The following is a 25,409-nucleotide window of genomic DNA, read 5'->3' on the forward strand; positions in this document are numbered from 1 at the left end:
TTCGTCGGACGATCAGTGCTTGGAAGGTTTCCGCCGGGCCTGGTGGCGGCCCGGCGGCGCAGGCTCACATCTGGCACTGCTCGTGGTAGACGTCCTGGATGTCTTCCACGGCGATGCCTGCCAGGCGGTTGGTCGGCTGGCCGTCGTCGCCCTCGATCACCTCGCGGACGTAGATGTCCTGGATCGGGTGATGATTGGGGCCGAAGCGGAACTTGCCACGTACCGAGTCGAAGTCGGCTTCGCGCAGCGCCTCGCGGAAGGCGTCCTTGTCATCCGGGTGGGCCTTCTCCAGAGCGCTCAGGATCAGGTTGGCGCTGTCGTAGCCCTGGGCCGCGTAAAGGGTCGGGGTACGGTCGTAGGCGTCGCGGAAGGCCTCGACGAAGGCGTGGTTGGCCTCGTTGTCGAGATCGTAGGCCCACAGCGAGGTGTTCATGGCGCCGATGGCCGCGCTACCCACCGCCTTGATGATGATCTCGTCGAAGGAGAAGGCGGCACCGAACACCGGCAGGTCGACCCCTGAGTTCTCCCACTGCTTCATGAACGAGATGCCCATGCCGCCGGGCAGGAAGAAGAACAGGCTGTCGGCGTCGCTGGCGCGAATCTGGGCGATTTCGGCGGCGTAGTCGGTCTGGCCCATCTGGGTATAGATTTCGTCGGCCACTTCCCCTTCGTAGAGGTGCTTGAAGCCGGCCAGCGCATCGGTGCCGGCAGGGTAGTTGGGCGCCAGGATGATCGGTCGCTCGTAGCCCTGTTCACGCATGTAGGCGCCCATGGCGCCGTGCAGGTTGTCGTTCTGATAGGCAGCGTTGAAGTAGTTCTCGTGGCACATGCGCCCGGCCAGGTCGGAAGGCCCGGCATTGGGCGAGACGTAGAAGGTGCCCTGGCGCACCGCCGCCGGTACCACCGCCATGGCCAGGTTGGAGAAGATGATGCCGGTGAGAATGTCGACGTTGTCGCGCTGCATGAACTCGTTGGACAGGCTGCGCGCCAGGTCCGGCCGGTTGCCATCGTCCTGCACCAGCACCTCGATGTCGTCGCGGCCGGAGCGCTCGATGGCCAGCAGGAAGCCGTCGCGTACGTCCACGCCCAGGTGCGAGCCACCGCCCGACAGGGTGGTGATCATGCCGATCTTGACCTCCTGGGCCTGGGCCGCCGCCATGGCGGTGGTCATCAGCAGGCCAAGGCCAATGCTGGCTAGCTTCTTCATGGCTTTTCCCTCTTCGTTCTCGTTTGTTGTGGTTTCGGCGCCGTGTCCAGCGCGTGTGCTCTTGTTGCTCGTCAAGCCCTGCCGTCAGGTAGGCCACCCGGACAGGCGGATCAACACCTTTCGGGCTGATCAATACCTTTTGGATAGTGCTCCTGGCGCAGCCGGAAACGCTGCACCTTGCCGGTGGCGGTCTTCGGCAGTGCCTCGACGAAGCGGATCGAGCGCGGGTACTTGTAAGGTGCGATACGCTGCTTGACGAAATCCTGCAGCCGCTCGACACAGCCCGAATCCGGTTCGACCCCAGGAGACAGTACCACGAAGGCTTCGACGATCTGCCCACGCTCTCCATTCGGTGCGCCGATCACGGCACACTCCGCCACCGCTTCGTGGGCGAGCAGGGCGGCCTCTACTTCGGGGCCGGCAATGTTGTAGCCGGCCGAGACGATCATATCGTCGTTGCGTGCGGCAAAGTGGAAATAGCCGGCCTCGTCCTGAACGAAGGCGTCCCCGGTGATGTTCCAGCCTCCCCGCACGTAGCCTTGCTGACGAACGTCGTCGAGATAGCGGCAGCCTGTTGGCCCGCGCACTGCCAGGCGGCCCACTTCACCGCGGGGCAGTTCGTTCATCTCGGCATCGACGATCTTCGCCTCGTAGCCGGTCACCGGCTTGCCGGTGCAGGCCGGGCGATGGTCGTCGAGGCGGTTGGAGATGAAGATGTGCAGCATCTCGGTGGCCCCGATGCCGTCGAGAATCGGCTTGCCCGTCTTGGCGATCCAGTCATGATAGATCGGGGCAGGCAGCGTCTCGCCGGCGGATACCGCCACGCGCAGGCTATCGAGTTCCTGGCCGTTTTCGAGCGAGGCGAGCATGGTGCGATAGGCGGTGGGCGCGGTAAATACCACGGTGGCACGATGCTCGCGGATGATCTCCATCATGCTGGGTGGCGTGGCCTTCTCCAGCAGCACCGCGCTGGCGCCGAAGCGCAGGGGGAAGATGGCGAGTCCGCCAAGGCCGAAGGTGAAGGCCAGTGGCGGCGAGCCGACGAAGACGTCGTCCGGCCTCACCTGTAGCACTTCGCGGGCATAGCCGTCGGCGATGATCAGCAGATCGCGATGGAAATGCATGGTCGCCTTGGGTTTGCCGGTGGTACCGGAAGTGAAGCCGAGCAGGGCGACGTCGTCTGCGGCGGTGGCCACGGCCTCGAAACGGCTGGGCTTGTCGAGCGCCAGACGGTCGAGTTCGGCATCGTGGTTGGCCGTGCCGTCGAAGCCCACGACTCGCTTCAGGAAGGCGCTTTCGGCGGCACAGGCCTCGAGTTCGTCGAGCAGGCGGGTATCGCACAGGGCCACGGCGATTTCGGCCTTATCGACGATCTGGGCCAGCTCACCGGCACGCAGCATCGGCATGGTATTGACCACCACCGCGCCAGCCTTGGTGGCAGCCAGCCAGCAGGCCACCATGGCCGGGTTGTTGGCCGAGCGGATCAGCACCCGGTTGCCGGGGCGCACGCCGAGGTCGTCGACCAGCGCATGGGCCAGGCGGTTGGTCCATTCGGCCAGTTCGCCATAGGTTCGTCGGCGCCCGTTGCCTACCAAGGCCACGCGCTCGCCGTGGCCGCGCTCGACCCAACGGTCGCAGAGTTCCACCGCGGCGTTGAGTCGCTCGGGATAGTCGAAGCCATCGAGCCAGAGCTCGGGCCACTCGTTGGCGGGCGGCAGGCGGTCCCGCGTGAAGGTATCGGCATGGGCCGACGGTGTGTTCATGACCATTCTCCGTACATCGTTGTTGTTGTTCGGCGCCGAAGCGTCGACAGGGGGATACGGGTCTGGCGCTTGGGAAACGCTGTACAAATGCCTGCGCGAGTGAATCGCTGCGTTGCGCGGTGCGCGGAATCCTCACATATACCCCATATGCTCCGGTTCCTGTGCTCCGTGCGCCTTGCGCTTCATCTCGCTCGCCGATTTGTTCAACGTTTCCCCGATCATTTTATTCGTGTCGGACGGTCTCCTGTTGTGCCAGGCAACTGCGCGCGATCACTACCTTCTGCACGTCCGAGGCGCCTTCGTAGATGCGCAGCGCGCGGATCTCGCGATACAGGCTCTCGACGATGTGGCCCTTGCGCACACCGTCGCCGCCGTGCAGTTGCACCGCCTTGTCGATCACCTGCTGGGCGCGGTCGGTGGCATAGAGCTTGGCCATGGCCGCTTCGCGGGTGACCCGTTCGGCGCCCATGTCCTTGGTCCAGGCGGCGCGATAGACCAGCAACGCGGCGGCATCCACGTCCAGCGCCATCTCCGCCAGATGCCCCTGCACCATCTGCAGGTCGGCCAGGCTGGCGCCGAACAGCTCGCGATTCCTGGCACGCTCGAGCGACTCGTCCAGCGCGCGGCGGGCGAAGCCCAGCGCGGCGGCACCCACCGTGGAGCGAAACACGTCGAGTACCGACATGGCGATGCGAAACCCTTGGCCGGGCTGGCCGATCATGGCGCTCGCCGGCAGGCGCATGTCATCGAAGCCGAGCCGTGCCAATGGGTGCGGGGAGGTCGTCTCCAGTCGTTCACGAATCGTCAGTCCTGGCGTGTCGGCCGGCACCAGGAAGCAGGAGAGTCCCTTGGCTCCGGGCCCTTCGCCGGTGCGGGCAAACACGGTGTAGAGATCGGCGATGCCGCCGTTGGAGATCCAGGTCTTCTCGCCGTTGATGCGATAGCCGTCGCCGTCGCGTTCGGCCACGGTGTCGAGCTGGGCCACGTCGGAGCCGGAGCGCGGCTCGGTCAAGGCGAAGGCGGCCAGCGCCTCGCCGCGGCGGGTCTTGTCCAGCCATTGCTTCTGCCCAGCGCTGCCGAACAGGCTGATCGCCCCGGTGCCCAGGCCCTGCATGGCGAAGGCGAAGTCGGCCAGGCCGTCGTGGCGGGCCAGGGTCTCGCGGATCAGGCACAGGCTGCGCACGTCGATGGCATCTCCCGCGGTGCCCTCGAGGAAGCCCGCCCGGCCCAGGTCGCGCACCAGTTGGATGCAGGTGGCGTCGACGTCGGCGTGGTCGCGGGGCAGCTCGCGTTGGCACCACGCTTCCAGGCGCTTGGCCAGGTCGCGATGGCGCGGCTCGAAAAAGGGCCAGTCGAGAAAGCTGGTGTCGCTCATCAATCCCCCTCGAAGACCGGCTTCTGTTTGGCGGCGAAGGCGCGGTAGGCACGCTCGAAGTCGCGGGTCTGCATGCAGATCGCCTGAGCCTGGGCCTCGGCCTCGATGGCCTGTTCCAGGCCCATCGACCACTCCTGGTTGAGTTGGGTCTTGGTGATGCCATGGGCGAAGGTCGGCCCCTGGGCCAGGCGGGTGGCGTAGGCGATGGCTTCGGCTTCCAGCTCCGGTTCCGGTACCAGACGATTGTAGAAGCCCCATTGATGGCCCTCTTCCGCGCTCATGCTGCGCCCGCTGTAGAGAAGGTCGGCGGCGCGGCCCTGGCCGATGATGCGCGGTAGCATGGCGCAGGCGCCCATGTCGCAGCCGGCCAGGCCCACCCGGGTGAAAAGGAAGGCGGTGCTGGCACGGGGCGTGGCGAAGCGGATGTCCGAGGCCATGGCGATGATCGCGCCGGCACCGACGCAGACGCCGTCCACTGCGCTGATCACCGGCTTGCCGCAGTGGATCATCGCCTTGACCAGGTCACCGGTCATGCGGGTGAATTCGAGCAGGCCCTTCATGTCACGCCCGACCAGAGGGGCGATGATCTCGTGGACGTCGCCGCCGGAGCAGAAGTTGCCGCCGTTGGCGGCAAACACCACGGCTTTCACATCCTCGGCGTAGGCCAGGTCGCGAAAGGTGTCGCGCAGCTCGGCATAACTGTCGAAGGTGAGCGGGTTCTTGCGCTCGGGGCGGTCGAGGCGGATCACCGCCACCTCGCCCTCCATGTGCCATAGGAAATGCCTGGGCGTCAGGTTGGCCAGTTTCATCGTGGTCGTGCTCCCGTGTCGGCCGGCAAGCCGTGCAGCAGCTCGCCGATGTGATGGGCGTCCTCCGCATCGACGCCATCCAGCAGTTCGTTGACCCAACCCTCGTGAGCCTGCGCCATGAGGGTGAAAGCGTCGCACCCGGCGGGGGTGAGGCGCACCCGGGTGGCGCGACGATCGCCCTCGATGGCGATGCGCTCGACCAGGCCATCCTCGGCCAGGCGGTCGACGATGCCGGTGACGTTGCCGTTGGAGACGCGCAGCCGCTTGGAGAGCTCGTTCATCTTGAGCCCCTCGCGTTCGCGGAACAGCGCCGCCATGACGTCGAAGCGCGGCAGGGTGGAGTCGAACTCCAGACGCAGCTTCTCGCGTAGCGCCGCCTCGACCTGGCGCGTGACCCGCAGCATGCGCAGCCACAGGCGCAGGCGCTCCTTGCTCAGGGTTTCCGGTTTCAACTGTGGCGCCGTCATGTCTCGCCTCCCGAGATGGAGATCGCCTGGCCGTGGATGGCACCGCTATGTGGGCCGCACAGCCACAGCGCGGTTGCAGTGACCTCGGCGGGCTGTATGAGCCGGCCGCTGGGATTGGTCGATTGCAGGTGGGCACGGGCCTGTTCGGGGCTCTGGCCGGTCTTGGCCACGATGGTGGCGATGCTCTCTTCCAGCAGCGGGGTCTCGGTGAAACCGGGGCACAGCGCATTGACGGTGATGTCGCGCCCCGCCACCTCCTGGGCCAGGGCGCGCACCAGCCCCACCACTCCATGCTTGGCGGCACAGTAGGGCGCCACGTAGGGGTAGCCCTTGAGCCCGGCGGTGGAGGCGACGGCGATCAGCCGCCCGCCGTCGCGCAGTCGCTTGAGTCCCTCGCGCAGGGTCAGGAACGTGCCGGTCAGGTTGACGTCGAGCATGCGCTGCCACTGGTCGAGCCCGGTCCTGGCCAGCGGCGCGCTCTCCGCCGCCCCGGCGTTGGCGATCACGATATCGACTTCGCCCAGGCCTTCGAACAGGGCTACCATGCCGGCCTCGCGGGTCACGTCGGCAATCTCGAAGGCGATGGCCGGGTGGCGGCCGGCAGTGGCTTCCAGCGGCTCGCGGCGCCGTCCGGTGATGACCACCTCGGCGCCGGCCTCGGCGAAGGCCAGCGCCATGTCGGCGCCGATGCCGCTGCCGCCGCCGGTGATCACCGCGCGCTTTCCATGCAACTGATTCATGGTCACACCCACCCTTCGCCGCGCTCGGCCAGGCGCTGCAACTGGTCACGGCCGGCACGATAGGGCTCCGGCCAGTCGCACTCGCGGTCCTGAATGCCGGCGGCGGCGTGCAGCGTCCAGTAGGGATCGGCCAGGTGCGGGCGGGCCAGGCATACCAGGTCGGCGCGGCCGGCCATCAGGATCGAGTTGACGTGGTCGGCTTGATAGATGTTGCCCACCGCCATGGTGGCCATGCCGGTCTCGTTGCGGATGCGGTCCGAGAAGGGGGTCTGGAACATGCGTCCGTAGACCGGTCGTGCCCGGGTCGAGGTCTGCCCGGCGGAGACGTCGACGATGTCGACCTCGGCGGCCTGGAGCAGGCGGGCGATCTCGACGGCTTCGTCGGGCGTGACGCCCTCGTCGCCGACCCAGTCGTTGGCCGAGATGCGCACCGAGAGCGGCTTGTGGGCCGGCCAGGCGGCACGCACCGCGCGGATCACTTCCAGCGGATAGCGCATGCGATTCTCGAGCGAGCCGCCGTATTCGTCATCGCGACGGTTGGTCAGCGGAGTGATGAAGGAGGAGAGCAGGTAGCCGTGGGCGGCGTGCACCTCAAGCATGTCGAAGCCGGCACGTTCGGCCATGCGTGCGGCGGCGACGAACTGGTCGCGCACCCGGTCCATGTCGGCACGATCCATGGCCTTGGGCACCTGGTTGCGCGCCGACCAGGGCACGGCGGAAGCTGCCAGAATCGGCCAGTTGCCCTCGGCGAGCGGCGCGTCCATTTCCTGCCAGCCGAGCTGGGTCGAGCCCTTGGGCCCGGAGTGGCCGATCTGGGCGCATAGCTTGGCTGGCGTCTCGGCATGAACGAAATCGCACAGGCGCTTCCACGCCGCCTCGTGCTCGGTGGTGTAGAGCCCCGGGCAACCGGGGGTGATGTGCCCCTCTGGCGAGACGCAGGTCATCTCGGTATAGACCAGCCCGGCGCCGCCCTTGGCGCGCTCGGCGTAGTGCACGAAGTGCCAGTCGGTGGGGCTGCCGTGCACCGCCTTATATTGGGCCATGGGCGAGACCACCACCCGATTGACGAGCTGCATGTCGCGCAGCCGGTAGGGGGCGAACATCGGCGCTCGCGCGCTGCCTTCGTTGCCGGCCTGGGCCTGAAACCAGCGCTCGGCGCTCGCGAGCCACGCCGGATCGCGCAGGCGCAGGTTTTCGTGGCTGATACGCTGGGAGCGGGTCAGCAGCGAGTAGTTGAATTGCACCGGGTCGAGGTCCAGGTAGCGCTCCACCTGCTCGAACCACTCAGTGGAGTTGCGCGCCGCCGATTGCAGGCGCAGTACCTCGAGGCGGCGCTCCTCCTCGTAGCGGGTGAAGGCGCTGGCCATGTCGGGTTCGCTGTGCAGGTAATCGGCCAGCGCGATGGCGCTCTCCAGCGCCAGCTTGGTGCCGGAGCCGATGGAGAAGTGCGCAGTGGCGGCGGCGTCGCCCATCAGCACCACGTTGTCGAAGCTCCAGCGCGCGCACAGCACGCGAGGGAAGTTGATCCACGCCGAGCCGCGAATGTGGTGGGCGTTGCTCATCAGCGCATGGCCGCCGAGGTGCCGGGCGAAGATCCGCTCGCAGGTAGCGATCGACTCCTCCTTGCTCATCTCGCCGAAGCCGAAGGCGCGCCAGGTGGGCTCGCTGCACTCGACGATGAAGGTCGCGGTGTCGGCATCGAACTGGTAGGCGTGGGCCCACACCCAGCCGTGCTCGGTCTTCTCGAAGATGAAGGTGAAGGCGTCGTCGAAGGTCTGGTGGGTGCCGAGCCAGACGAACTTGCAGGCGCGCACCTCGATGTCGGGTTCGAAGTGCTCGGCATAGCGCTGGCGGGTGCGCGAGTTGAGGCCGTCGGCGGCCAGCACCAGGTCGAATTCGCGGCGCAGCTCGTCGATGCACTCTTCGGGAATATCGGTTTCGAAGCGCAGCTCGACGCCGAGTTCGCGGGCGCGCTCCTGCAGCAGGAGCAACAGCCGATGGCGGCCGATGCCGCAGAAGCCGTGGCCGGTGGAGACGGTACGCATGCCGTCGTGGATCACGGCGATGTCGTCCCAGTAGGCGAAATGCTCGCGGATGCGCGCGGCGCTCTCGGCGTCGTTGGCGGCGAGGTTGTCCAGCGTCTCATCGGAGAGCACCACGCCCCAGCCGAAGGTGTCGTCGGGGCGGTTGCGCTCGATCACCACGATCTCGTGGGAGGGATCGCGGCGCTTCATGCTGATGGCGAAGTAGAGGCCGGCGGGGCCGCCGCCGAGGCAGGCGATTCTCATGGCTGGAAACCGTATCGTTGTTGTATGAAGTTCAGGCTAGACGCTGTCGCGAATTGCTTCAAGCTTAAAATTTCAAGCTTGAAACTTATCGGCTTGAAGTAAAATTTTCGTTGATCCAAGGATTGACAGTCAGGGTGGCAACGGCGAGTCTGGGGCTTCCAACTCGAAGCTCGGTGGGCCGAGCTTGCAACAGGCTTCACATGGGAAGGAGGCTTACGATGCTGGAACAGTGCAAGACGGCCAGGGAGCGCTGGGGAGGCGTGCATCAGCTCATTGATCGATGGCTGGATGAGCGCCGTGAACTGCTGGTCAGTTTCATCGAACTCAAGGAGGCCTGCGATTCCGAGCTGGAGGCCGTGAGCAAGCCCCAGATCGATCGCTTCAGTGAGCTGCTGATGGACTACATCAGCGCGGGCCACTTCGAGATCTACCCGCAGCTGCGCGAGGAGGCCAACGCCTTCGAGGATCACCAGGCGCTGGAAATTGCCAGCCAGCTGTTGGAGCGGCTGGAGCTTTCCACCGAACTGGTACTGGCGTTCGATTCCGATTATTCGACGCCGGTGCGCTGCCAGCATTTCCTGCCGCGCCTGCCCGCCTGGCTGGATCGCCTGGCCAAGGGGCTTACCGAGCGCTTTGCACTGGAAGATCAACTGATCGCTCGCCTGCATGCGGCGCACACGCCCAAGGCGGAGGTCCAGGCCGAATAACCTTCGTTCCTGTTTCTCGAGCCGATATCACGCCGCCCCGGGTATTTGCCCGTGGCGGCGCTTTCGTTTATTTGGCGATGCAGCTCATTCTTCGCCGGATTCGGCGGTTTCCTGCTTGGGCCGACGCTGCCACAGCACCAGCATGCACGGCGTCAGCAGTAGCGTCAGCCCGGTGGCGAACACCAGCCCACCGGCAATGGCGCTGGAGAGCTGGGTCCACCACTGAGTGGAGGGCGCGCCGATACCCAGGCTTGGGGCAAACAGGTTGACGTTGATTTCCAACACCATTGGCATCAGGCCAAGCACGGTGGTGATGGCGGTGAGCAGCACCGGACGCAGACGCAGGCCGCCGGCCTCCAGGGCGGCGTTGTAGGGGGCCAGCCCCGCTCGGCGCAGCTCGTTGTAGGTGTCGATCAGCACGATGTTGTTGTTCACCACAATGCCCGCCAGGGCAATGATACCCATGCCCACCATGACGATGCCGAACGGCTGCCCGTTGATCAGCAAACCCATCAGTACCCCAGCGGTGGAAAACACGATGGCCGATAGCACCAGCAGTGCCTGGTAGAGGCTGTTGAACTGGGTGACGAGGATCAGCAGCATCAGCCCTATGGCGACGAAGAAGGCAGTAATCAGGAAGCGGCTGGCCTCCTCCTGGTCCTCCTGCTCACCGGCGACGTTGACCCGCACGCCTTCCGGTGGTGGACCCAGTGCCGCCAGCAGGGCGCGCAAGCGCTCGTCGGGTTGGTAGCCTGGGGCCACGTCCGCCTCTACGGTGATTGCACGCTGGCCGTCGATACGGTGTAGCGTGCCCACCCGTGGAGCCGGCTCCAGGCTGGCGAAGTGGGAAATCGGCACCTGGCCGCGGGAGGTGTTGAGAGTCAGCCGGTCCAACTGGTCGATGTGACGCCATGAATGCGGGAAGCGCACGCGAATGTCGACTTCGTCCGGGGCGTGAGCGGGACGGTAGGTGGCCACCAGCAGCCCATTGGTGACCAACTGCACGGCGCTGCCCACCGCGGCCACGTCGGCTCCCAGGCGCGCGGCGGCGGCGCGGTCCACGTTGAGCCTCCATTCGATTCCCGGCAGGCTGCGATTGTCCTCAATGTCGCGGAAACCGCCGAGTCGTGCCATTTCCTGGCGAATGGCTTCGACCGCTGCTTCGCTGTCGCTGGCTTCCTGGGCGCTGACTTCCAGTACGATGGGCTTGCCGGCTCCCGGCCCCATGTCCTGCTCGCGGAACTCCAACACCACCCCGGGCAAGTCGGCGGTGCGTTCGGCCATCTCGTTCATGATCACCTGGGCCGGGCGGCGCTCCTGCCAGTCGACCAACTGGAATTGCACCGTGCCGATCACGTCGCTGCCGATCTGTTCGTTGGGGATGGCATAGGAGCGGGCGTAGAGCGCCTGCACTTCGCTCATGCCGGCCAGGCGCGACTCGACCCGGCGCACGATGGCGTCCTTTTCCAATGCGGAGAAGTCGCCGCGGGAGCGGATCATCACCTGGGCGTTCTCCGGCTCGACCTCGGGGAAGAACTCCACGCCGTGATTGAAGCGGCCATAGCCGACGAAGATCAGCGCCATCAGCAGCAGGGCGATCAGCAGCGTCATGCCGGGGTGGGCCAGCAGCCGCGCCAGCGTGGCGCGATACAGGCGCCCTCCGGCGGTGACCATCTCGTCGCTGCGGCTGGCTCTGCCGGCACGCACGCTGAATACGCCGCCGAGGGTGGGCAGGAAGACCAGCGCCATGGCCAGCGAGGCGAGCAGACACAGGATCACCGTGGCAGGCAGATACTTCATGAACTCGCCCACTACACCGGGCCAGAACAGCAGTGGGAAGAACACCGCCAGGGTGGTGGCGGTGGCGGCGATCACCGGCCAGCTCATGCGGGTGGCGGCGTTGACCCAGGCCTGGCGCGGCGGCTGGCCTTCGCGCAGGTGGCGGTCGGCCAGCTCGCTCACCACGATGGCGCCGTCCACCAGCATGCCGGCGACTAGAATGAGGGCGAACAGCACCACGATGTTGAGGGTGTAGCCGATCGCCCAGATCAGCAGGATGCCGGTGAGGAAGGCGCCGGGGATGGTGAGCCCCACCATCAACGCCGAGCGCACGCCCATCGCCGCCAGAATTACGATCAACACCAGTACCACGGCGGTGACCACGTTGTTGAGCAGCTCCGAGAGCATCTGCTCGACGGTGACCGACTGATCCATGATCGTGGTGATGGAGAGTTCGTCGGGCAGCAGCGGGGCGGCTTCGGCGAGAATGTTGCGTACGCCCTCGATGGTGGCGATCAGGTTGGCCCCGGCGCGCTTGGATATCTCCAGGACCAGCGCCGGTTCATCGTCGATGCGGGCGAAGCCCTCGGGATCCTTGAAGGTGGGGTGGATCCAGCCCACGTCGGCGAAGGTCACCACCCTGTCGCCATCCACCTTCACCGGCATGCTGAGCACGTCGTCGAGGGATTCGATGATACCGGGCACCTTCACCGGTGTACGACCGGCGCCGGTATCCAGGCTGCCGGCCGCCACCAGGCGGTTATTGCGGGTGACCAGGTTGAACAGGGTGTCGAAATCCACGCCGTAACTGTCGAGTACCAGCGGATCGATGACGATCTCCAACAGTTCCTCGCGTTCGCCGCCAATCTCGACTTCGAGCACCTCGGGTACGCCTTCGAAGGCATCCTGCAACTGGCGGGCGATGGCCAGCCGCTGGGTCTCCTCGAGCGGCCCCGAGAGGCCGAGGGTCAGCACGGGGAACAGTCCGACGTTGACCTCGAAGACGCGCGGCTCCTCGGCCTCTTCGGGCAGCGAGGCGTTGGCGATGTCGACGCGCTCGCGCACGTCGGCCAGTGCCTGGCGTGGGTCGAAGCCGGCGTCGAATTCGAGGGTGACGGCGGCATGCCCTTCGCTGGACAGGGCGGTCATCTTGCGCACCCCTTCGATGGTGCGCAACTCCTGTTCCATGGGACGCACCAGCAGCCGCTCGCCGTCCTCGGGGCTCACGCCCTCCAATGCCAGCGAGACGTAGATGATGGGGATGGGAACGTCCGGATTGGCTTCCTTGGGAACGGCCTGCCAGGCGGCGAGGCCCGCCACCAGTAGGGCGAACAGCAGCAATAGCGTGGTACGCGACCGGTCCAGGGCGGCCTCGATCAGGGTGCGCATGGTCAGGGCGACTCCCGGTGCTCTACGCTCGTGTCGTCGCCGTTCGCGGCCGGCATCGCGATGACGCGATTGCCGGGGGCGACGAAGCCCGCGCCCAGGGTAATCAGCCGGATCGTCTCGGGCAGGCCGGCGACATGGGCCTGGGTGGCGTCGGCAGCGATCAGCTCGATCGGGGTGCTCATCACGCGATCCTCCTCATCCAGATGCTTCACGCGCAGCCGGCCCTGCTCGTCCAGTTCGAGCAGTGCGGGAGAGAGGCGATGCACCTCGCGCTCGGGCAGGGTGATCGCCAGAGTGGCGCTGGCGCCGGCCAGACGACGTCGCTCCGGGTTGTCGAACTCGGCTTCAATATAGAAAGAGCGCGTGGACTCATCGGCGCGGCTGGCCACGTGGGTCAACTCCCCGCTCAGGCGGCTGCCGTCGAGCAGGCGCACTTCGGCGGGCAGGCCGGATCTCAGGTCGTGTGCATCGCGCTGGGCCACCCAGGCGCTTGCCTTCAGGCGCCGGTCATCCACCAGGCGGGCGTAGGGGTCTCCAATCTGAAGCACTTCACCCAGCTCCACGTAGAGGCGGTCGAGTACGCCGTCGAAAGGGGCGGCGGGATGAGTCTCCTCGAGGGACTGACGCAGCTCGGCGACTTCCGCCGCTGCCACGCTGAGGCTGCTTTGCAGGCGCAACAGTTCGGGCTGGGAGATCAGGTTGCGGCGACGCAGGTCATTGGCCCCGGCTAGCTCGGCTCGGGCCAGCTCGAGCTGGCTCTCGGCGCGCTCGAGCTGTGCCTCCAGGGCATCGCGTGAGAGCGCCAGCAGGGGAGTGCCGGCCTCCACCGAGGCGCCCTGGGCCACGGGCAGGCCGGCGACCCGACCGGCATAACGGGTGCGCAGCTCCACTTCACGGATGGCTTCCAACTGGCCCTGCACCATCCGCTGCGGCAGGTAGGGAGTGGCCGTGCTGGCGTGGTATTCGACCCGGGGCAGGCTCTCTTCGGCCGGTGTCTCCTCAGGCGGCGCCTGCTGCTGGAAGCGCTGGAAGTCGCCGAGGGCCAACCATAGCAGTAGTGCCAGCAGCACCAGGGCGGCAAGCAGGGGGGAAATGGGGGGACGTCTCGTCATGGGGCCTTCCCTGGGTAAATGCCTGCATTAGCATATTTAGGCACAGCATGATAGCGCATGTGCCGAAGGGTATCAGTCGCCTCGTAGAACTAAAGTACTGGATTTTTCCCTAAACCAGAGGTCGGATTGAGTTTTGTGCGGTGCAGGCATAACATCTTGGCGGTCCGGATTCCGGCCAGGGCGGAGATGCATCCGCCAGGCTTAATCCTCACGGCGGCTCAACCGAAGGAGCAACGATGAAAGATCCCGTACGTATTGCCATTACCGGCGGTGCTGGCCAGATCAGCTACTCCCTTATCTTCCGTATCGCGGCAGGCGACATGCTGGGTCCGGATCAGCCCGTGATTCTCCAACTGCTCGAAATTCCGCAGGCCATGGACGCCCTGAACGGCGTGGTCATGGAAGTGAACGATTGCGCCTTCCCGCTGGTGCAGGACATCGTTGCCACCGACGATCCCAACGTCGCCTTCAAGGACGCTGATTTTGCCCTGCTGGTCGGTGCCCGTCCGCGTGGCCCGGGCATGGAGCGCAAGGACCTGCTGGAAGCCAACGCTGCGATCTTCTCCGTGCAGGGCAAGGCGCTGAACGATAACGCCAGCCGCAACGTGCGCGTGCTGGTGGTGGGCAACCCGGCCAACACTAACGCGCTGATCGCTTCCTGCAACGCGCCCGATCTGAACCCGCGTCAGTTCACCGCGATGACCCGCCTCGACCACAACCGTGCGCTGACCCAGCTAGCGCAGAAGACCGGCAAGCGCGTTACCGACGTCGACAGCATGATCATCTGGGGCAACCACAGCGCCACCCAGTATCCCGACCTGGCCCACACCAAGGTAGCCGGCAAGCCGGCCTTCGATCTGGTCGAGCGTGACTGGTACGAGAACGACTTCATCCCCACCGTGCAGCAGCGCGGCGCGGCGATCATCAAGGCGCGCGGTGCCTCTTCCGCCGCTTCCGCCGCTTCTTCCGCCATCGATCACATGCGCGACTGGGCGCTGGGCACCGACCAGGTGGTGAGCATGGCGATCCCATCCGACGGCAGCTACGGCATCGCCGAGGGCATCATCTACTCCTACCCAGTGCGCTGCCAGAACGGCGACTACGAGATCGTGCAGGGTCTCGAGATCGACGAGTTCAGCCGCGGCAAGATGAAGGCCACCGAAGATGAGCTGAGAGAAGAGCGCGCCGCGGTCGAGCATCTGCTGGGCTAGCAAATGCCTGCGCGAGCGAATCGCTGTGTTGCGCGGTGCTCGGAATCCTCACATATACCCCATATGCTCGGGTTCCTGTGCGCCGCGCGTCTTGCGCTTCATCTCGCTCGGCTATTTGCTCGGTGTTAAGCCGGTAAGTAAAAACCCGAAAGCTCAGGCTTTCGGGTTTTTGCATTTTGCAGGATGGCGCTGTGTCAGTCGCGCAGGCTCATGATGCGCCAGCCGCGCTTTTCGGCTTCTTCACGCAGGGTGGCGTCGGGGTCCACCGCCACCGGGTGCTCCACCAGTTCCAGCAGCGGCAGGTCGTTGTGCGAGTCGCTGTAGAACCAGGCGTCGTCCAGGGTCAGGTCCTTGTCCGCCAGCCACTTCTCCAGGCGCTTCACCTTGCCTTCGCGGTAGCTCGGCGTACCGCTCACCTGACCGGTGTAGCGGCCATCGCGGACTTCCGGCTCCACGGCGATCAGATGGTCCACGCCCAGCCGCTCGGCAATCGGGCCGGTAATGAAGCGGTTGGTGGCGGTGACGATCAACAGGGTGTCGCCACGGCTGCGATGGCGCGCCAGGAGCTCCTCGCCCTTGGGCAGGATATTGGGCTCGATCTTGCTAGCCATGAACTGCTGATGCCAGGCGGCAAGCTGCTCGGGACTGTTGTCGGCGAGCGGCTTGAGAGCCACGACCAAAAAGGCGTGGATATCCAACGTGCCTGCCTCGTAGTCGGCCATGAAACGGTCGTTGGCTTCACGATAGGCCTCGGCATCCACGGCGCCCTGCTCGAGCAGGAACTCGCCCCAGGCGTGATCGCTGTCGATGGAGAGCAGGGTATTGTCCAGATCGAAGATGGCCAGACTCACGGCTTACCCCTTACGATGTGGTGAGTTGCGATTGGTGAGTCGTGCTGCGTGGCACGAAAGCTGGCGATTATGTCAGACAACACCCCGCGCTGCTAAGCCCCGCCGCGCTTTTTCTCGCACCGGGCTCCGACGGGTATGAGCCTACTCCCTGATCGTTGTATTGATGCGCTTTGCGCCCTTGTGGAAGAATGCTCTCAATGACGATTTTCACAAGGTGACGTCCGTGATCGACGCTGACGGCTTTCGCCCCAACGTTGGCATCATCATCGCCAACGCCAGGGGGCAACTGCTTTGGGCGCGTCGGGTAGGACAGAATGCGTGGCAGTTTCCCCAGGGAGGCATCAAGTCAACCGAAACACCGCAACAGGCGCTCTACCGTGAGCTGGAAGAGGAAATCGGCCTGACCGCCGATGACGTCGAGCTACTGGCCTGTACCCGGGGATGGCTGCGTTATCGCTTGCCACGACGCATGGTGCGCATGAATTCCAGGCCGGTCTGTATCGGCCAGAAGCAGAAGTGGTTCCTGCTGCGCATTCGCTGTCAGGAGAACCGCATTTGCATGGACGGTTCGGAAAAGCCCGAATTCGATAACTGGCGCTGGGTCAGCTACTGGTATCCGCTGGGCCAGGTGGTGCCGTTCAAGCGCGAGGTGTACCGCCGTGCGCTGAGCGAGCTTTCCCCGCGCGCGCAGCGGCTGGCGCTCGAGGGCCGCTGATCTGACACAATGACGGTTGGGCACGACACGAGGGGCAACGCAGGGGCCCGGTAGGCAGCCCACTCTTCTTCGAGTGGCTCTTGAGTGGCGATGCTTGGTCTTGACTCCTCTGCCAGGCGAGGGATGACAACGATGGAAAGCAAGACGCCGATGCTGGAGGTGCTGCGCCGAGTCATACAAGAGGTCAACGGTGCCCGTAACCTCGATGCGGCGCTGGCGACCATGGTGCGCCGTATCCGCAAGGCCATGCATACCGACGTGTGCTCCTTCTATCTCTATGATAGCGAGATCCAGGAGCTCGTGTTGATGGAAACCATCGGCCTGCACAGCCAGGCGGTGGGGCACGTGAGCCTACGGGTGGGGGAGGGGCTGGTCGGCCTGGTGGCCGAGCGCGAGGAGCCGCTCAATCTCGAGGATGCCCCCGCGCATCCCCGCTTCCGCTACTTCGAGGCTACCGGCGAGGAGCGCTATTCCAGCTTTCTCGGCGTCCCGATCATTCACCAGCGCCGCATGCTCGGCGTGCTGGTGGTGCAGCAGGCCGAGAAGCGCCGCTACGACGAGGAAGACGAAGCCTTCCTCATCACCATGGGGGCACAGCTTGCCGGAGTGCTGGCTCATGCGCTGGCCACCGGTAGCCTCAGTCGCCCCGCCTTGCCGGGCGGCCAGGCGCTGTTCACCGGCGTGGCCGCCTCGCCCGGCATGGCCATCGGCGAAGTGGTGGTGGTGGCGCCGCTGGCCGACCTGGACAGTGTGCCCGACCTGATTCCCACCGATGTCGAATACGAAATCGTGCGCCTCAAGGAAGCCATCGAGCGCGTACGCGAGGAGATTCGTGCAGCGGGCGAGCGTCTGGTCAATCGTATCTCGGCCCAGGAACTGGCGCTGTTCGAGGTCTATCAGCAGATGCTCAGCGAGGCGGCGCTCTCCCAGGAGGTGGAAAAGCGCATTCGCGAGGGGCAGTGGGCGCCCGGGGCTCTGGCCGACGTGGTGCGCCGCCATGTGCAGTACCTGGAGCGGGTCGACGACGACTACCTGCGCGAGCGAGCCGCCGACGTGCGTGACCTGGGCCGGCGCGTGCTTGCCCACCTGCAGGAGGAAACGCCGCAGGTGCCCGACACCTTCCCCGAGAGCACCATTCTGGTTGGCGACGAGATCAGCGTTGCCATGCTGGGCGAGGTACCGCGGGAGCGGCTTGCCGGCCTGGTCTCGGCGCGCGGCTCGAGCACTTCCCACGTGGCGATCGTCGCGCGGGCCATGGGGGTGCCCACCGTGCTGGGCATGGTCGACCTGCCGCTGCCGCGCCTCTCCGGCGCCGAGGTGGTGCTCGACGGCCATCGTGGACGTCTGTTCGTGCGGCCCTCGGAGGAGCTCAAGACCCGTTACTGCAGCCTGATTACCGAAGAGGCCGCGCTGATCGAAGTGCTCGAACACGAGCAGGACCTGCCCAGCGAGACGCCTGACGGCCATGTCATGCCGCTGATGGTCAATACCGGGCTTGCCATCGATACCACGGTGTCGCTCAAGAAGCGCATCAGTGGCGTGGGGCTGTACCGTACCGAAGTGCCGTTCATGGTCGCCGAGCGCTTTCCCGGCGAGCAGGAGCAGGCGCGCCTCTATCGCGATCAGTTGGAAAGCTTCGCGCCGCTGCCGGTGGTCATGCGCACCCTCGATATCGGCGGCGACAAGGACCTGCCCTATTTTCCCATCGATGAGGCCAACCCCTTCCTCGGCTGGCGCGGCATTCGTGTCACCCTCGATCACCCGGAAGTGCTGATGGTGCAGCTGCGTGCCATGCTGCGCGCCGCCCAGGGTCTCGACAACATGCAGATCCTGCTGCCGATGGTGACCAACGTCGACGAGGTCGACGATGCGCTGCGCATGCTCGATCGTGCCATTCGCGAGCTGGGTGAGGAGGGTATCGTGTCGCCGCGGCCCAAGGTCGGCGTGATGCTGGAAGTGCCGGCCACCCTCTATCAGTTGGATGCCCTGGCCGAGCGCGCCGATTTCTTCTCCGTAGGCAGCAACGACCTGACCCAATACCTGCTAGCGGTGGACCGCAACAACCCCCGCGTAGCGAGCCTCTACGACGCCTGTCACCCTGCCGTACTGTGTGCCATGGCGCGCCTGGCCGAAGAGTCGGCGCGGCTGAAGAAGCCGATCTCGGTGTGTGGCGAGCTGGCCGGCGACCCGGCCGGGGCGCTGCTGCTGATGGGAATGGGCTTCGACTCGCTCTCCATGAACGCTCCCAGCCTGCCGCGAGTGCGGGCAGCGATCCGGCGGGTGTCGCTCGATGCCGCCAAGGCCCTGGTGCGCGAAACCCTGGCGCTGAACACGCCCTCTGCGGTGCGCAGCCACCTGTTCGCACGGCTGAGCGAGTGGCAACTGGCGCACTTGCTGCCGCCGCGGGACTGATGCCGCCCATGTGTCTCATCGCTTTCGACTATCGCCCGGGCTCGGTCGTGCCGCTGCGGCTGGTGGCGAACCGGGACGAATTCCACCAGCGCCCCACGGCTGAGCTGGGAGTCTGGCAGGATGTCCCCGACATCGTAGGGGGGCGCGATCTCGAGGCCGGTGGCAGCTGGCTGGCGGTGCATCGCCGTGGCCGCGTGGCTGCGGTTACCAACGTGCGCGATCCGGCCATCAGGGTCGCGGCTGGCTCCCCGAGCCGGGGGCACCTGGTGCGCGAGGCGCTGGAGTGCCCCGACTTGCCGGCATGGCTGGCCGGGCTGGCCGAAGGCAAGGGCTGGCGCTACGCCGGCTTCAATCTCCTGGTGGGCGATGGTCGAAGGTTCTGGCATCTTCACCGCGGTCGGGAGCGGTTGCTGCTCACGCAGGTCACGCCCGGTATTCATGGCCTTTCGAATGCCAGCCTCGATACTCCCTGGCCCAAGCTGATCGCGGCCCGCCAGGGCCTGGCGACGGCACTGCGCCGTCGTTGGCCGGAGGATGCCGTGGCGGCAATGTCGGAGACGAACCCGGCCGATGACACGCACCTGCCGGATACCGGCGTCGGGCTCGAGCTGGAACGACGCCTGTCGCCGCCCTTCGTCGTCGGCGAACAGTACGGTACCCGCGCCACGACCTGGCTTGCCTGGGATACCGAGGCGGGCATCATCGAGCTGGAGGAGCATCGCTATGGCCCCGAGGGGGTAGCGCAGGGCCGCAGCCGGGAGCGCATTGCGCTATCTTGCGCGCACGTGGACACCTCGCACTACCCATGACAGGCGAGACCCGGCGACGTAAACTCACTGCACCAAAGCCTGGCACAGGAATGCGAATACCCGTGGGAACACGCAAGGACCGCTTCTGGTCGCACCTGATCTGGCCGCTGCTGTGGCCGCTGTTGCTGGTTCAGGCCGCTCTGGTACTGCTCTGTTTACTGGTGGGGGGCGTGCTGTGGGTGGCCATGCCCGATCCGACCTTCTGGGCCGAGTTCGCCTGGCTGCTGTTGGCCCTGCTGGTCGGCACCGTACTGGCGGTGTCGGCTTTCCTGCTGCAGCTGCGCCACCGTATGCGCGAGTGCGAGAACCAGATCCAGTCGGGGCTGGGGCGTGTCGAGCGCCTGCTGCAGGAGAGTGAGCAACGGCTGCCGCGCTGGCTCGGGGTTTCCGCTCAGACGTCGGAACATGATGGGTCGGTCATGGAGCGGCTGGAGCATCTGCACGATGGCATGGTCGAGCTGCAGGGCCGGCTGGAACTGGTGCCCAGCCTCGATGGCCTGCTGATGGCCAGCCTGCGCCCGGTCCTGCTGCTCTATCGCGGGCGAATCGTGGGCGCCAACCTGGCCATGGAGCAGCTCCTGGGTGAAAGCCAGGAACAGTTGGAAGGGCAGGACCCCGCGGCCCGACTGATCGCCACCGAAGCGGCGGGAAGCCGCCCGGCCGAGGTGCAGGTGCTGGATGGCGAGGGCCGTTGGCGACATCTTCAGGTGGAATGGCTGGATGCCGCTCCCTATCAACTGCTGATCTTCGAGCTTGCCAGCGCGCAGGAGCTTGGCGGTCTTCTGGCCGCTCGTGAGCGTGCCCGGGAGGATTCACGGCTCAAGTCGCGCTACCTGACCCTATTGCAGCGCGAGCTGGAGCCACTGCTCTCCGAGCTGACCGAAGAAGTGTGGGGGGGCGACGACCGCATCGCCCCCCAGCGCCATGCTCACCTGAGAGAGCGAATCGCCGATCTCATGCTGCTGATGAGCAGCCTGGCGGGAGAACAGAAAGGAGAGGCACTGCGCAAGATGCGCCTGCCTCCCCACCAGGCCGGGCCGCTACGCGTGCTGGTGGTTGACGATGGTCCGGTCAATCGCATGCTGGCCAGCCAGGTGCTGGAAACCCAGGGGTTGCGTGTCGACAGCGTCGCCAGCGGCGCGGAGGCGCTGGAGCTGCAGCAGCGTCATGCCTACGACATGGTGCTGATGGATATCTTCATGCCTGGCATGGACGGCGTGGAAGTTGCCCGGCACTGGCGCGAGCAGGAAGCGCAGCGGCCCGAGGTCAGCCGCAGCATCCTGGTGGCCCTGACGGCCAATGCCACGGAAAAGGACCGTCGACGCTTTCACGACGTCGGCATGGACGACTATCTGGCCAAGCCCTATGCACCACGGGAGCTGGTCGAGCTGCTGCAGCGCTGGCGCCCCGACGCCTTCGAAGAATCGTCGGCCCAATGACCATTCTGTTCGCATTGCTCGGCTACCTGGGGCTGGGGGCGGTCGCCGGTACCATGGCTGGGCTGTTTGGTATCGGTGGCGGCTTGATCATCGTGCCGGCCCTGGTGTTTGCCTTTGGTGTCCAGGGTGTGGATACCACTATCGCCATGCACCTAGCGGTAGGTACCTCGCTGGCCACTATCGTCGTGACCGGGGCCTCGTCAGCCTGGGCGCACTACCAGCGTGGTAGCGTTCGGCGCGAATGGTTCCTGCTGCTGCTCCCCGGGTTGGTGCTAGGTGCGGTGATCGGCGTGTTCGTGGCCGGGGCGCTGTCGGGCGGCCTGCTGGGCACCCTGTTCGGTATTTTCGTGGTCCTGGTGGCATTCAGGATGGCCCTGGGGCTCGGTCCCAGGGTAGGCCGTGCGGCGCCAGGTCGGCTGGGCATGGGCGTGGCCGGGGGCGTCATCGGCTCGGTGTCGGCACTGTTCGGCATCGGTGGGGGAACCCTCTGTGTGCCCTGGCTCTCTCGCTGCGGTGCTGGCATGACCCAGGCGGTGGGTACTTCCGCTGCCTGCGGCCTGCCCATCGCCCTGTGCGGCGCATTGACCTTCATCGTGGTGGGCTGGGGGCACCCGGCGCTGCCGACAGGCGCCACTGGCTTCGTGATGTGGCCCGCCTTTCTCGGCATCGTGCTGGCCAGCGTGCCGTTCGCCAGGCTGGGCGTACGCCTGGCCCACGTGCTGTCCGCTCGCGTGTTGCGGCTCTCCTTCGCCGCGCTGTTGCTCATTGTTGGACTCCGTTTCCTGTTCTGAGGTGAACATGAACTATCCCGATATCGACCCGGTCGCTATTTCGCTTGGCCCCTTCCAAGTTCACTGGTACGGCCTGATGTACGTCGTCGGCTTCGTCGGCGCCTGGTGGCTGGGCCGATTGCGGGCGGAGCGCTTCGGCCTTACCCGGGACGACGTCGGCGACCTGCTGTTCTATGTCGCCATCGGCGTGGTGGTAGGAGGCCGCCTGGGCTATGCGCTGTTCTACGGTATGGGCCAGTGGGCCGCCGATCCGTTGTGGGTGCTGCGCGTATGGGATGGCGGCATGAGCTTCCACGGCGGGTTGATCGGTGTGCTGCTGGCGGCGCTGTGGTTCGCGCGCAAGAAGGGCATGGCCTTCTTCACCCTGACCGACTTCTTCGCGCCCATGGTGCCGATCGGCCTGGGCGCGGGGCGCATCGGCAATTTCATCAATCGTGAGTTGCCTGGGCGGGTCACCGAACTGCCTTGGGGCATGCCGTTTCCCGGCATGGGGCCGGAGTCTCGCCATCCCACCTCGCTCTACGAGGCCTTTCTCGAGGGCCTGGTCCTGTTCGTCGTGCTGTGGTGGGTCTCGGCCAGGCCGCGCCGGCGCGGCCTGGTTTCCGGCCTGTTCCTGCTGCTCTACGGTGTCTTCCGCTTCACGGTGGAGTTCTTCCGCCTGCCGGATGCCCACATTGGGTACCTGGCCTTCGACTGGTTCACCATGGGCATGCTGCTGACGCTGCCGATGATCCTCTTCGGTTGCGTGCTGATCGTCTGGTCGCGGCGCCAACCGGTGAATGCGGCGACTGTCACGAAGTGATACGAGCCGGCATGGGACGGAAGCGTAAGAGAAAGGTAAACTCTCAATCCGACCGATCATTTCATCCAGAGTCCGCCAACGATGTCTGACGACAACGCCCAGACCGCGCTCGCCAGGTCTCCCCACGAACCGCCCGCGCTCGAGCAGCCTTATCTGGATCTGATGCGCCAGGTGCTCGAACGGGGCGTGGAGCGCGCCGACCGCACCGGTGTCGGCACGCGCTCGATCTTCGGCCATCAGATGCGCTTCGATCTCTCCCGCGGCTTCCCGCTGGTGACCACCAAGAAGCTGCATCTGCGCTCGATCATCCACGAGCTGCTGTGGTTCCTGCGCGGCGACACCAACATTGCCTATCTCAAGGAGCATGGGGTCAGCATCTGGGACGAGTGGGCCAACGAGCAGGGCGATCTCGGCCCCGTCTACGGCTACCAGTGGCGCAGCTGGCCCGACCCCCGCGGCGGTCATGTCGACCAGATCGCCAAGCTGCTGGAGCAGATCCGCACCAACCCGCGTTCGCGGCGGCTGATCGTCTCCGCCTGGAACCCTGCGCTGGTCGACGAGATGGCACTGCCGCCGTGCCACTGTCTGTTCCAGTTCTACGTCGCCGAGGGGCGGCTCTCCTGCCAGCTATACCAGCGTAGCGCCGACATCTTCCTCGGCGTGCCGTTCAACATTGCCAGCTACGCACTGCTGATGCAGATGGTCGCCCAGGTTTCGGGGCTCGAGCCCGGCGACTTCGTCCACACCCTGGGCGACGCGCATCTCTATCTCAACCACCTCGAGCAGGCCGAGCTGCAGCTGTCGCGCACGCCGCGCCCGGCGCCCCGGCTGGTGCTCGACCCCGGTGTCGAGTCGCTGTTCGACTTCCGCTTTGAGCATATCGCCATCGAAGGCTACGACCCCCATCCCCATATCAAGGCCGAGGTAGCGGTATGACAGACGAAACCCTGGTGCCGGTAGCGATGATCGCCGCCGTGGCGCGCAACGGCGTGATCGGCATCGACAACAAGCTACCCTGGCACCTGCCCGAGGACCTCAAGTTCTTCAAGCGCATGACCCAGGCCAAACCGCTGATCATGGGACGCAAGACCTTCGCCTCCATCGGCCGGCCGCTGCCGGGGCGGCTCAATATCGTGGTGACCCGGGACGAAAGCTTCCAGCACGATGGCGTGCGGGTTTGCCATGATCTCGAATCGGCGCTGTTCCTGGCCGACCAGCAGGCCACCATCGACGCGGCCGAGGAGATCATGGTAATGGGAGGGGGCGAGATCTACGCCCAGGCGCTGCCCCATGCCAGCCGCATCTACCTGACCGAGGTGGAGGTCGAGGTGGAAGGCGACGCCCGCTTTCCCGAACTGGATCAGCGTGAGTGGCGAGAGGTGCAGCGGGTATCGGGCTCGCCCAAGCCCGGGCAGCCGGACTACAGCTTCGTCGAGTACCGGCGCCGGGCCGAATGAGCCGGAGGGTTTGTCAGCGCCTCGCTTGTGGCACACACTAGGCGGAAGCATGTGGGGGCAACGCGGCGATTCGCTCGCGCGGACAGGTGTGCAGCGTTTTTCCGGGAGGATGCCGGTTTGATCGAAGAGCGTTCACTACATTTATTCAGCGCCCTCGAGGCACGTGCCACCGATGCGCTCGACGAGCTGCGCCTGTGTCGCACGAAGCTGAAGGAGTTGGAGACCCGGCTTGCCGATGCCGAGGCGGCGCGGCAGGAATTGGAAGCCTCCCGTCTCGAGTTGATGGAGGAAAACCGCGAGCTCGACGAGCAGAACCGCGAGCTCGAGGAAGACAATACCCGCCTGCGCGAACGGCTGCGCAAGGGCGAGCCGGTTCCCGCCTTTCCCGGTGCGGCGCGGCGTGCCCAAGGGCTTGCCGCACTGATGGGCCAGCGCCCGCGCGAGGATGCGCCACGACAGGATAAAGCGGGCGAACCCCCGGCCCCAGGCAGCGAGGAGCATGGGCAGGTAGAGCCCCCGGTGGGTACGCCGCAAGACGAGCCGGAACAACAAGCGCAAGTGAGCCCGGCAGAGCCCGACGGGCGCCAGGGGCGGCTTGACATCGAGCAGGCGCCTTCCGCCGATGCGCTACTGAAACAGTGGTACCAGCGCTACCCCAAGACCTTCTTCAAAGGCCATACCCGGCCGCTCAAGGTCGGCATCCACCACGATCTCGCAGCCCGCGAACCCTGGCCCGAGAAGCTGGTGCGCCGCGCCCTGGCGGGCTACGTCAACCTGCCGCGCTACCTCAAGGCCGTGCGCGAGGGAGCCGAGCGCATCGACCTCGACGGTCAGCCCGCCGGCAGCGTCGATACCCAGGCCGCCGAGCACGCCAAGCGCAAGCTGGAGCGGCTGCAGGGCGAACGCCGCGAGCGCACACCGCGTCGTGAAGGAGAACTGCGACGGCAGGCCCGGCCCAGGCGTCAATCGGCCGGCACGGCACCTGGCAAGGCTTCATCCGTTTCCAAGGAAACTCGTGGCTCGGTCGAGCCCACCTCCACGGCCAGTGAAGCGCCAAGGACACTGGAAGAGAAGCTGGTCGCTCTGCAGGCCAAGCACAACCGCCGTTGACATGGGTACAGGCCATCGGCTCACTCATCTTTTTATATCGATTCTTCATTTTGACACCTGTTCGTAATACCCGCTAGGCATGATGCCTTCGAGCGCCAGAAGACAAGGCGTGTGCTGATGCCGACGAAGCGCCAGAGAGCGAGCGGTATCACGAACGAACAGACTAGATCATCAAG

Annotated in this window: 21 protein-coding genes; 11 read left to right on the forward strand and 10 right to left on the reverse strand. The window is 65.8% G+C overall.

The features are described from left to right. Positions 1 to 64: 64 nt before the first annotated feature. The 7 genes from HOP51_RS10265 to HOP51_RS10295 all read right to left on the reverse strand — a co-directional run bounded on the left by HOP51_RS10265 (position 65) and on the right by HOP51_RS10295 (position 8,649). Complete coding sequence (locus HOP51_RS10265) at positions 65 to 1,207, reverse strand: ABC transporter substrate-binding protein (RefSeq protein ID WP_234273819.1); 1,143 nt, start codon at positions 1,205 to 1,207, stop codon at positions 65 to 67. A 110-nt stretch (positions 1,208 to 1,317) separates the two neighbouring features. Beyond that, positions 1,318 to 2,970 carry a benzoate-CoA ligase family protein gene (locus HOP51_RS10270; RefSeq protein WP_234273820.1) on the reverse strand — a complete coding sequence of 551 codons (1,653 nt, stop codon included), beginning with the start codon at positions 2,968 to 2,970 and terminating at the stop codon, positions 1,318 to 1,320. A gap of 223 nt (positions 2,971 to 3,193) precedes the next feature. After that, the gene (locus HOP51_RS10275; protein ID WP_234273821.1) at positions 3,194 to 4,345 is read right to left on the reverse strand and encodes an acyl-CoA dehydrogenase family protein; all 1,152 of its coding nucleotides are present in this window, start codon (positions 4,343 to 4,345) and stop codon (positions 3,194 to 3,196) included. Beyond that, on the reverse strand, positions 4,345 to 5,154 hold the full coding sequence (locus HOP51_RS10280; RefSeq protein WP_234273822.1) for an enoyl-CoA hydratase family protein: 810 nt from the start codon (positions 5,152 to 5,154) through the stop codon (positions 4,345 to 4,347). Before HOP51_RS10280 ends, HOP51_RS10275 begins: the two co-directional genes overlap by 1 nt. Then, complete coding sequence (locus HOP51_RS10285; protein WP_234273823.1) at positions 5,151 to 5,621, reverse strand: MarR family winged helix-turn-helix transcriptional regulator; 471 nt, start codon at positions 5,619 to 5,621, stop codon at positions 5,151 to 5,153. The genes HOP51_RS10280 and HOP51_RS10285 overlap by 4 nt, the downstream gene beginning before the upstream one ends. Beyond that, entirely contained in the window at positions 5,618 to 6,361 is a 744-nt protein-coding gene (locus HOP51_RS10290; RefSeq protein ID WP_234273824.1) for an SDR family NAD(P)-dependent oxidoreductase, read from the reverse strand. Before HOP51_RS10290 ends, HOP51_RS10285 begins: the two co-directional genes overlap by 4 nt. A gap of 2 nt (positions 6,362 to 6,363) precedes the next feature. Further along, positions 6,364 to 8,649 (reverse strand): bifunctional salicylyl-CoA 5-hydroxylase/oxidoreductase, encoded by a 2,286-nt coding sequence (locus HOP51_RS10295; RefSeq protein WP_234273825.1) that lies wholly within the window; start codon positions 8,647 to 8,649, stop codon positions 6,364 to 6,366. Between the two features lie 218 nt (positions 8,650 to 8,867). Between HOP51_RS10295 and rsd the strand changes: the two genes are divergently transcribed. Continuing rightward, on the forward strand, positions 8,868 to 9,356 hold the full coding sequence (gene rsd / locus HOP51_RS10300) for a sigma D regulator (RefSeq protein WP_234273826.1): 489 nt from the start codon (positions 8,868 to 8,870) through the stop codon (positions 9,354 to 9,356). Between the two features lie 84 nt (positions 9,357 to 9,440). Here the strand turns inward: rsd and HOP51_RS10305 are convergent, their stop codons facing one another. Both HOP51_RS10305 and HOP51_RS10310 read right to left on the reverse strand, forming a co-directional pair. Then, entirely contained in the window at positions 9,441 to 12,524 is a 3,084-nt protein-coding gene (locus tag HOP51_RS10305) for an efflux RND transporter permease subunit (protein ID WP_234273827.1), read from the reverse strand. 2 nt (positions 12,525 to 12,526) lie between these two features. Further along, positions 12,527 to 13,636, reverse strand: coding sequence for an efflux RND transporter periplasmic adaptor subunit (locus tag HOP51_RS10310; protein WP_234273828.1), 1,110 nt, complete (start codon positions 13,634 to 13,636; stop codon positions 12,527 to 12,529). Positions 13,637 to 13,872: 236 nt separating this feature from the next. On the opposite strand from HOP51_RS10310, the gene HOP51_RS10315 reads away from it, so the two are divergent. Further along, positions 13,873 to 14,847: a malate dehydrogenase gene (locus HOP51_RS10315; protein WP_234273829.1), complete on the forward strand. Its 975-nt coding sequence runs from the start codon at positions 13,873 to 13,875 to the stop codon at positions 14,845 to 14,847. Positions 14,848 to 15,041: 194 nt separating this feature from the next. On the opposite strand, the gene HOP51_RS10320 is transcribed toward HOP51_RS10315, so the two are convergent. Next, positions 15,042 to 15,698, reverse strand: coding sequence for a histidinol-phosphatase (locus HOP51_RS10320; RefSeq protein WP_234273830.1), 657 nt, complete (start codon positions 15,696 to 15,698; stop codon positions 15,042 to 15,044). Between the two features lie 223 nt (positions 15,699 to 15,921). Between HOP51_RS10320 and HOP51_RS10325 the strand changes: the two genes are divergently transcribed. The 9 genes from HOP51_RS10325 to HOP51_RS10365 all read left to right on the forward strand — a co-directional run bounded on the left by HOP51_RS10325 (position 15,922) and on the right by HOP51_RS10365 (position 25,233). Beyond that, positions 15,922 to 16,413: an RNA pyrophosphohydrolase gene (locus HOP51_RS10325; protein WP_197566048.1), complete on the forward strand. Its 492-nt coding sequence runs from the start codon at positions 15,922 to 15,924 to the stop codon at positions 16,411 to 16,413. A 150-nt stretch (positions 16,414 to 16,563) separates the two neighbouring features. After that, on the forward strand, positions 16,564 to 18,825 hold the full coding sequence (gene ptsP, locus HOP51_RS10330) for a phosphoenolpyruvate--protein phosphotransferase (protein ID WP_234273998.1): 2,262 nt from the start codon (positions 16,564 to 16,566) through the stop codon (positions 18,823 to 18,825). Positions 18,826 to 18,833: 8 nt separating this feature from the next. Next, positions 18,834 to 19,634 carry an NRDE family protein gene (locus tag HOP51_RS10335; RefSeq protein ID WP_234273831.1) on the forward strand — a complete coding sequence of 267 codons (801 nt, stop codon included), beginning with the start codon at positions 18,834 to 18,836 and terminating at the stop codon, positions 19,632 to 19,634. Positions 19,635 to 19,696: 62 nt separating this feature from the next. Beyond that, positions 19,697 to 21,073, forward strand: coding sequence for a response regulator (locus HOP51_RS20995; protein ID WP_234273832.1), 1,377 nt, complete (start codon positions 19,697 to 19,699; stop codon positions 21,071 to 21,073). Next, positions 21,070 to 21,864, forward strand: a complete 795-nt coding sequence (locus HOP51_RS10345; protein WP_234273833.1) for a sulfite exporter TauE/SafE family protein — start codon at positions 21,070 to 21,072, stop codon at positions 21,862 to 21,864. Before HOP51_RS20995 ends, HOP51_RS10345 begins: the two co-directional genes overlap by 4 nt. Positions 21,865 to 21,871: 7 nt before the next feature. Beyond that, positions 21,872 to 22,666, forward strand: a complete 795-nt coding sequence (gene lgt, locus HOP51_RS10350) for a prolipoprotein diacylglyceryl transferase (protein ID WP_234273834.1) — start codon at positions 21,872 to 21,874, stop codon at positions 22,664 to 22,666. Positions 22,667 to 22,747: 81 nt separating this feature from the next. Then, positions 22,748 to 23,602: a thymidylate synthase gene (locus tag HOP51_RS10355; RefSeq protein ID WP_276574353.1), complete on the forward strand. Its 855-nt coding sequence runs from the start codon at positions 22,748 to 22,750 to the stop codon at positions 23,600 to 23,602. Then, complete coding sequence (locus tag HOP51_RS10360; protein WP_234273835.1) at positions 23,599 to 24,123, forward strand: dihydrofolate reductase; 525 nt, start codon at positions 23,599 to 23,601, stop codon at positions 24,121 to 24,123. The genes HOP51_RS10355 and HOP51_RS10360 overlap by 4 nt, the downstream gene beginning before the upstream one ends. 117 nt (positions 24,124 to 24,240) lie before the next feature. Further along, positions 24,241 to 25,233 carry a ProQ/FINO family protein gene (locus HOP51_RS10365; protein WP_234273836.1) on the forward strand — a complete coding sequence of 331 codons (993 nt, stop codon included), beginning with the start codon at positions 24,241 to 24,243 and terminating at the stop codon, positions 25,231 to 25,233. The last annotated feature ends 176 nt before the right edge of the window (positions 25,234 to 25,409 follow it).

Origin of the sequence: Billgrantia zhangzhouensis, assembly GCF_021404465.1 — a bacterium.
Lineage (GTDB): Bacteria > Pseudomonadota > Gammaproteobacteria > Pseudomonadales > Halomonadaceae > Halomonas > Halomonas zhangzhouensis.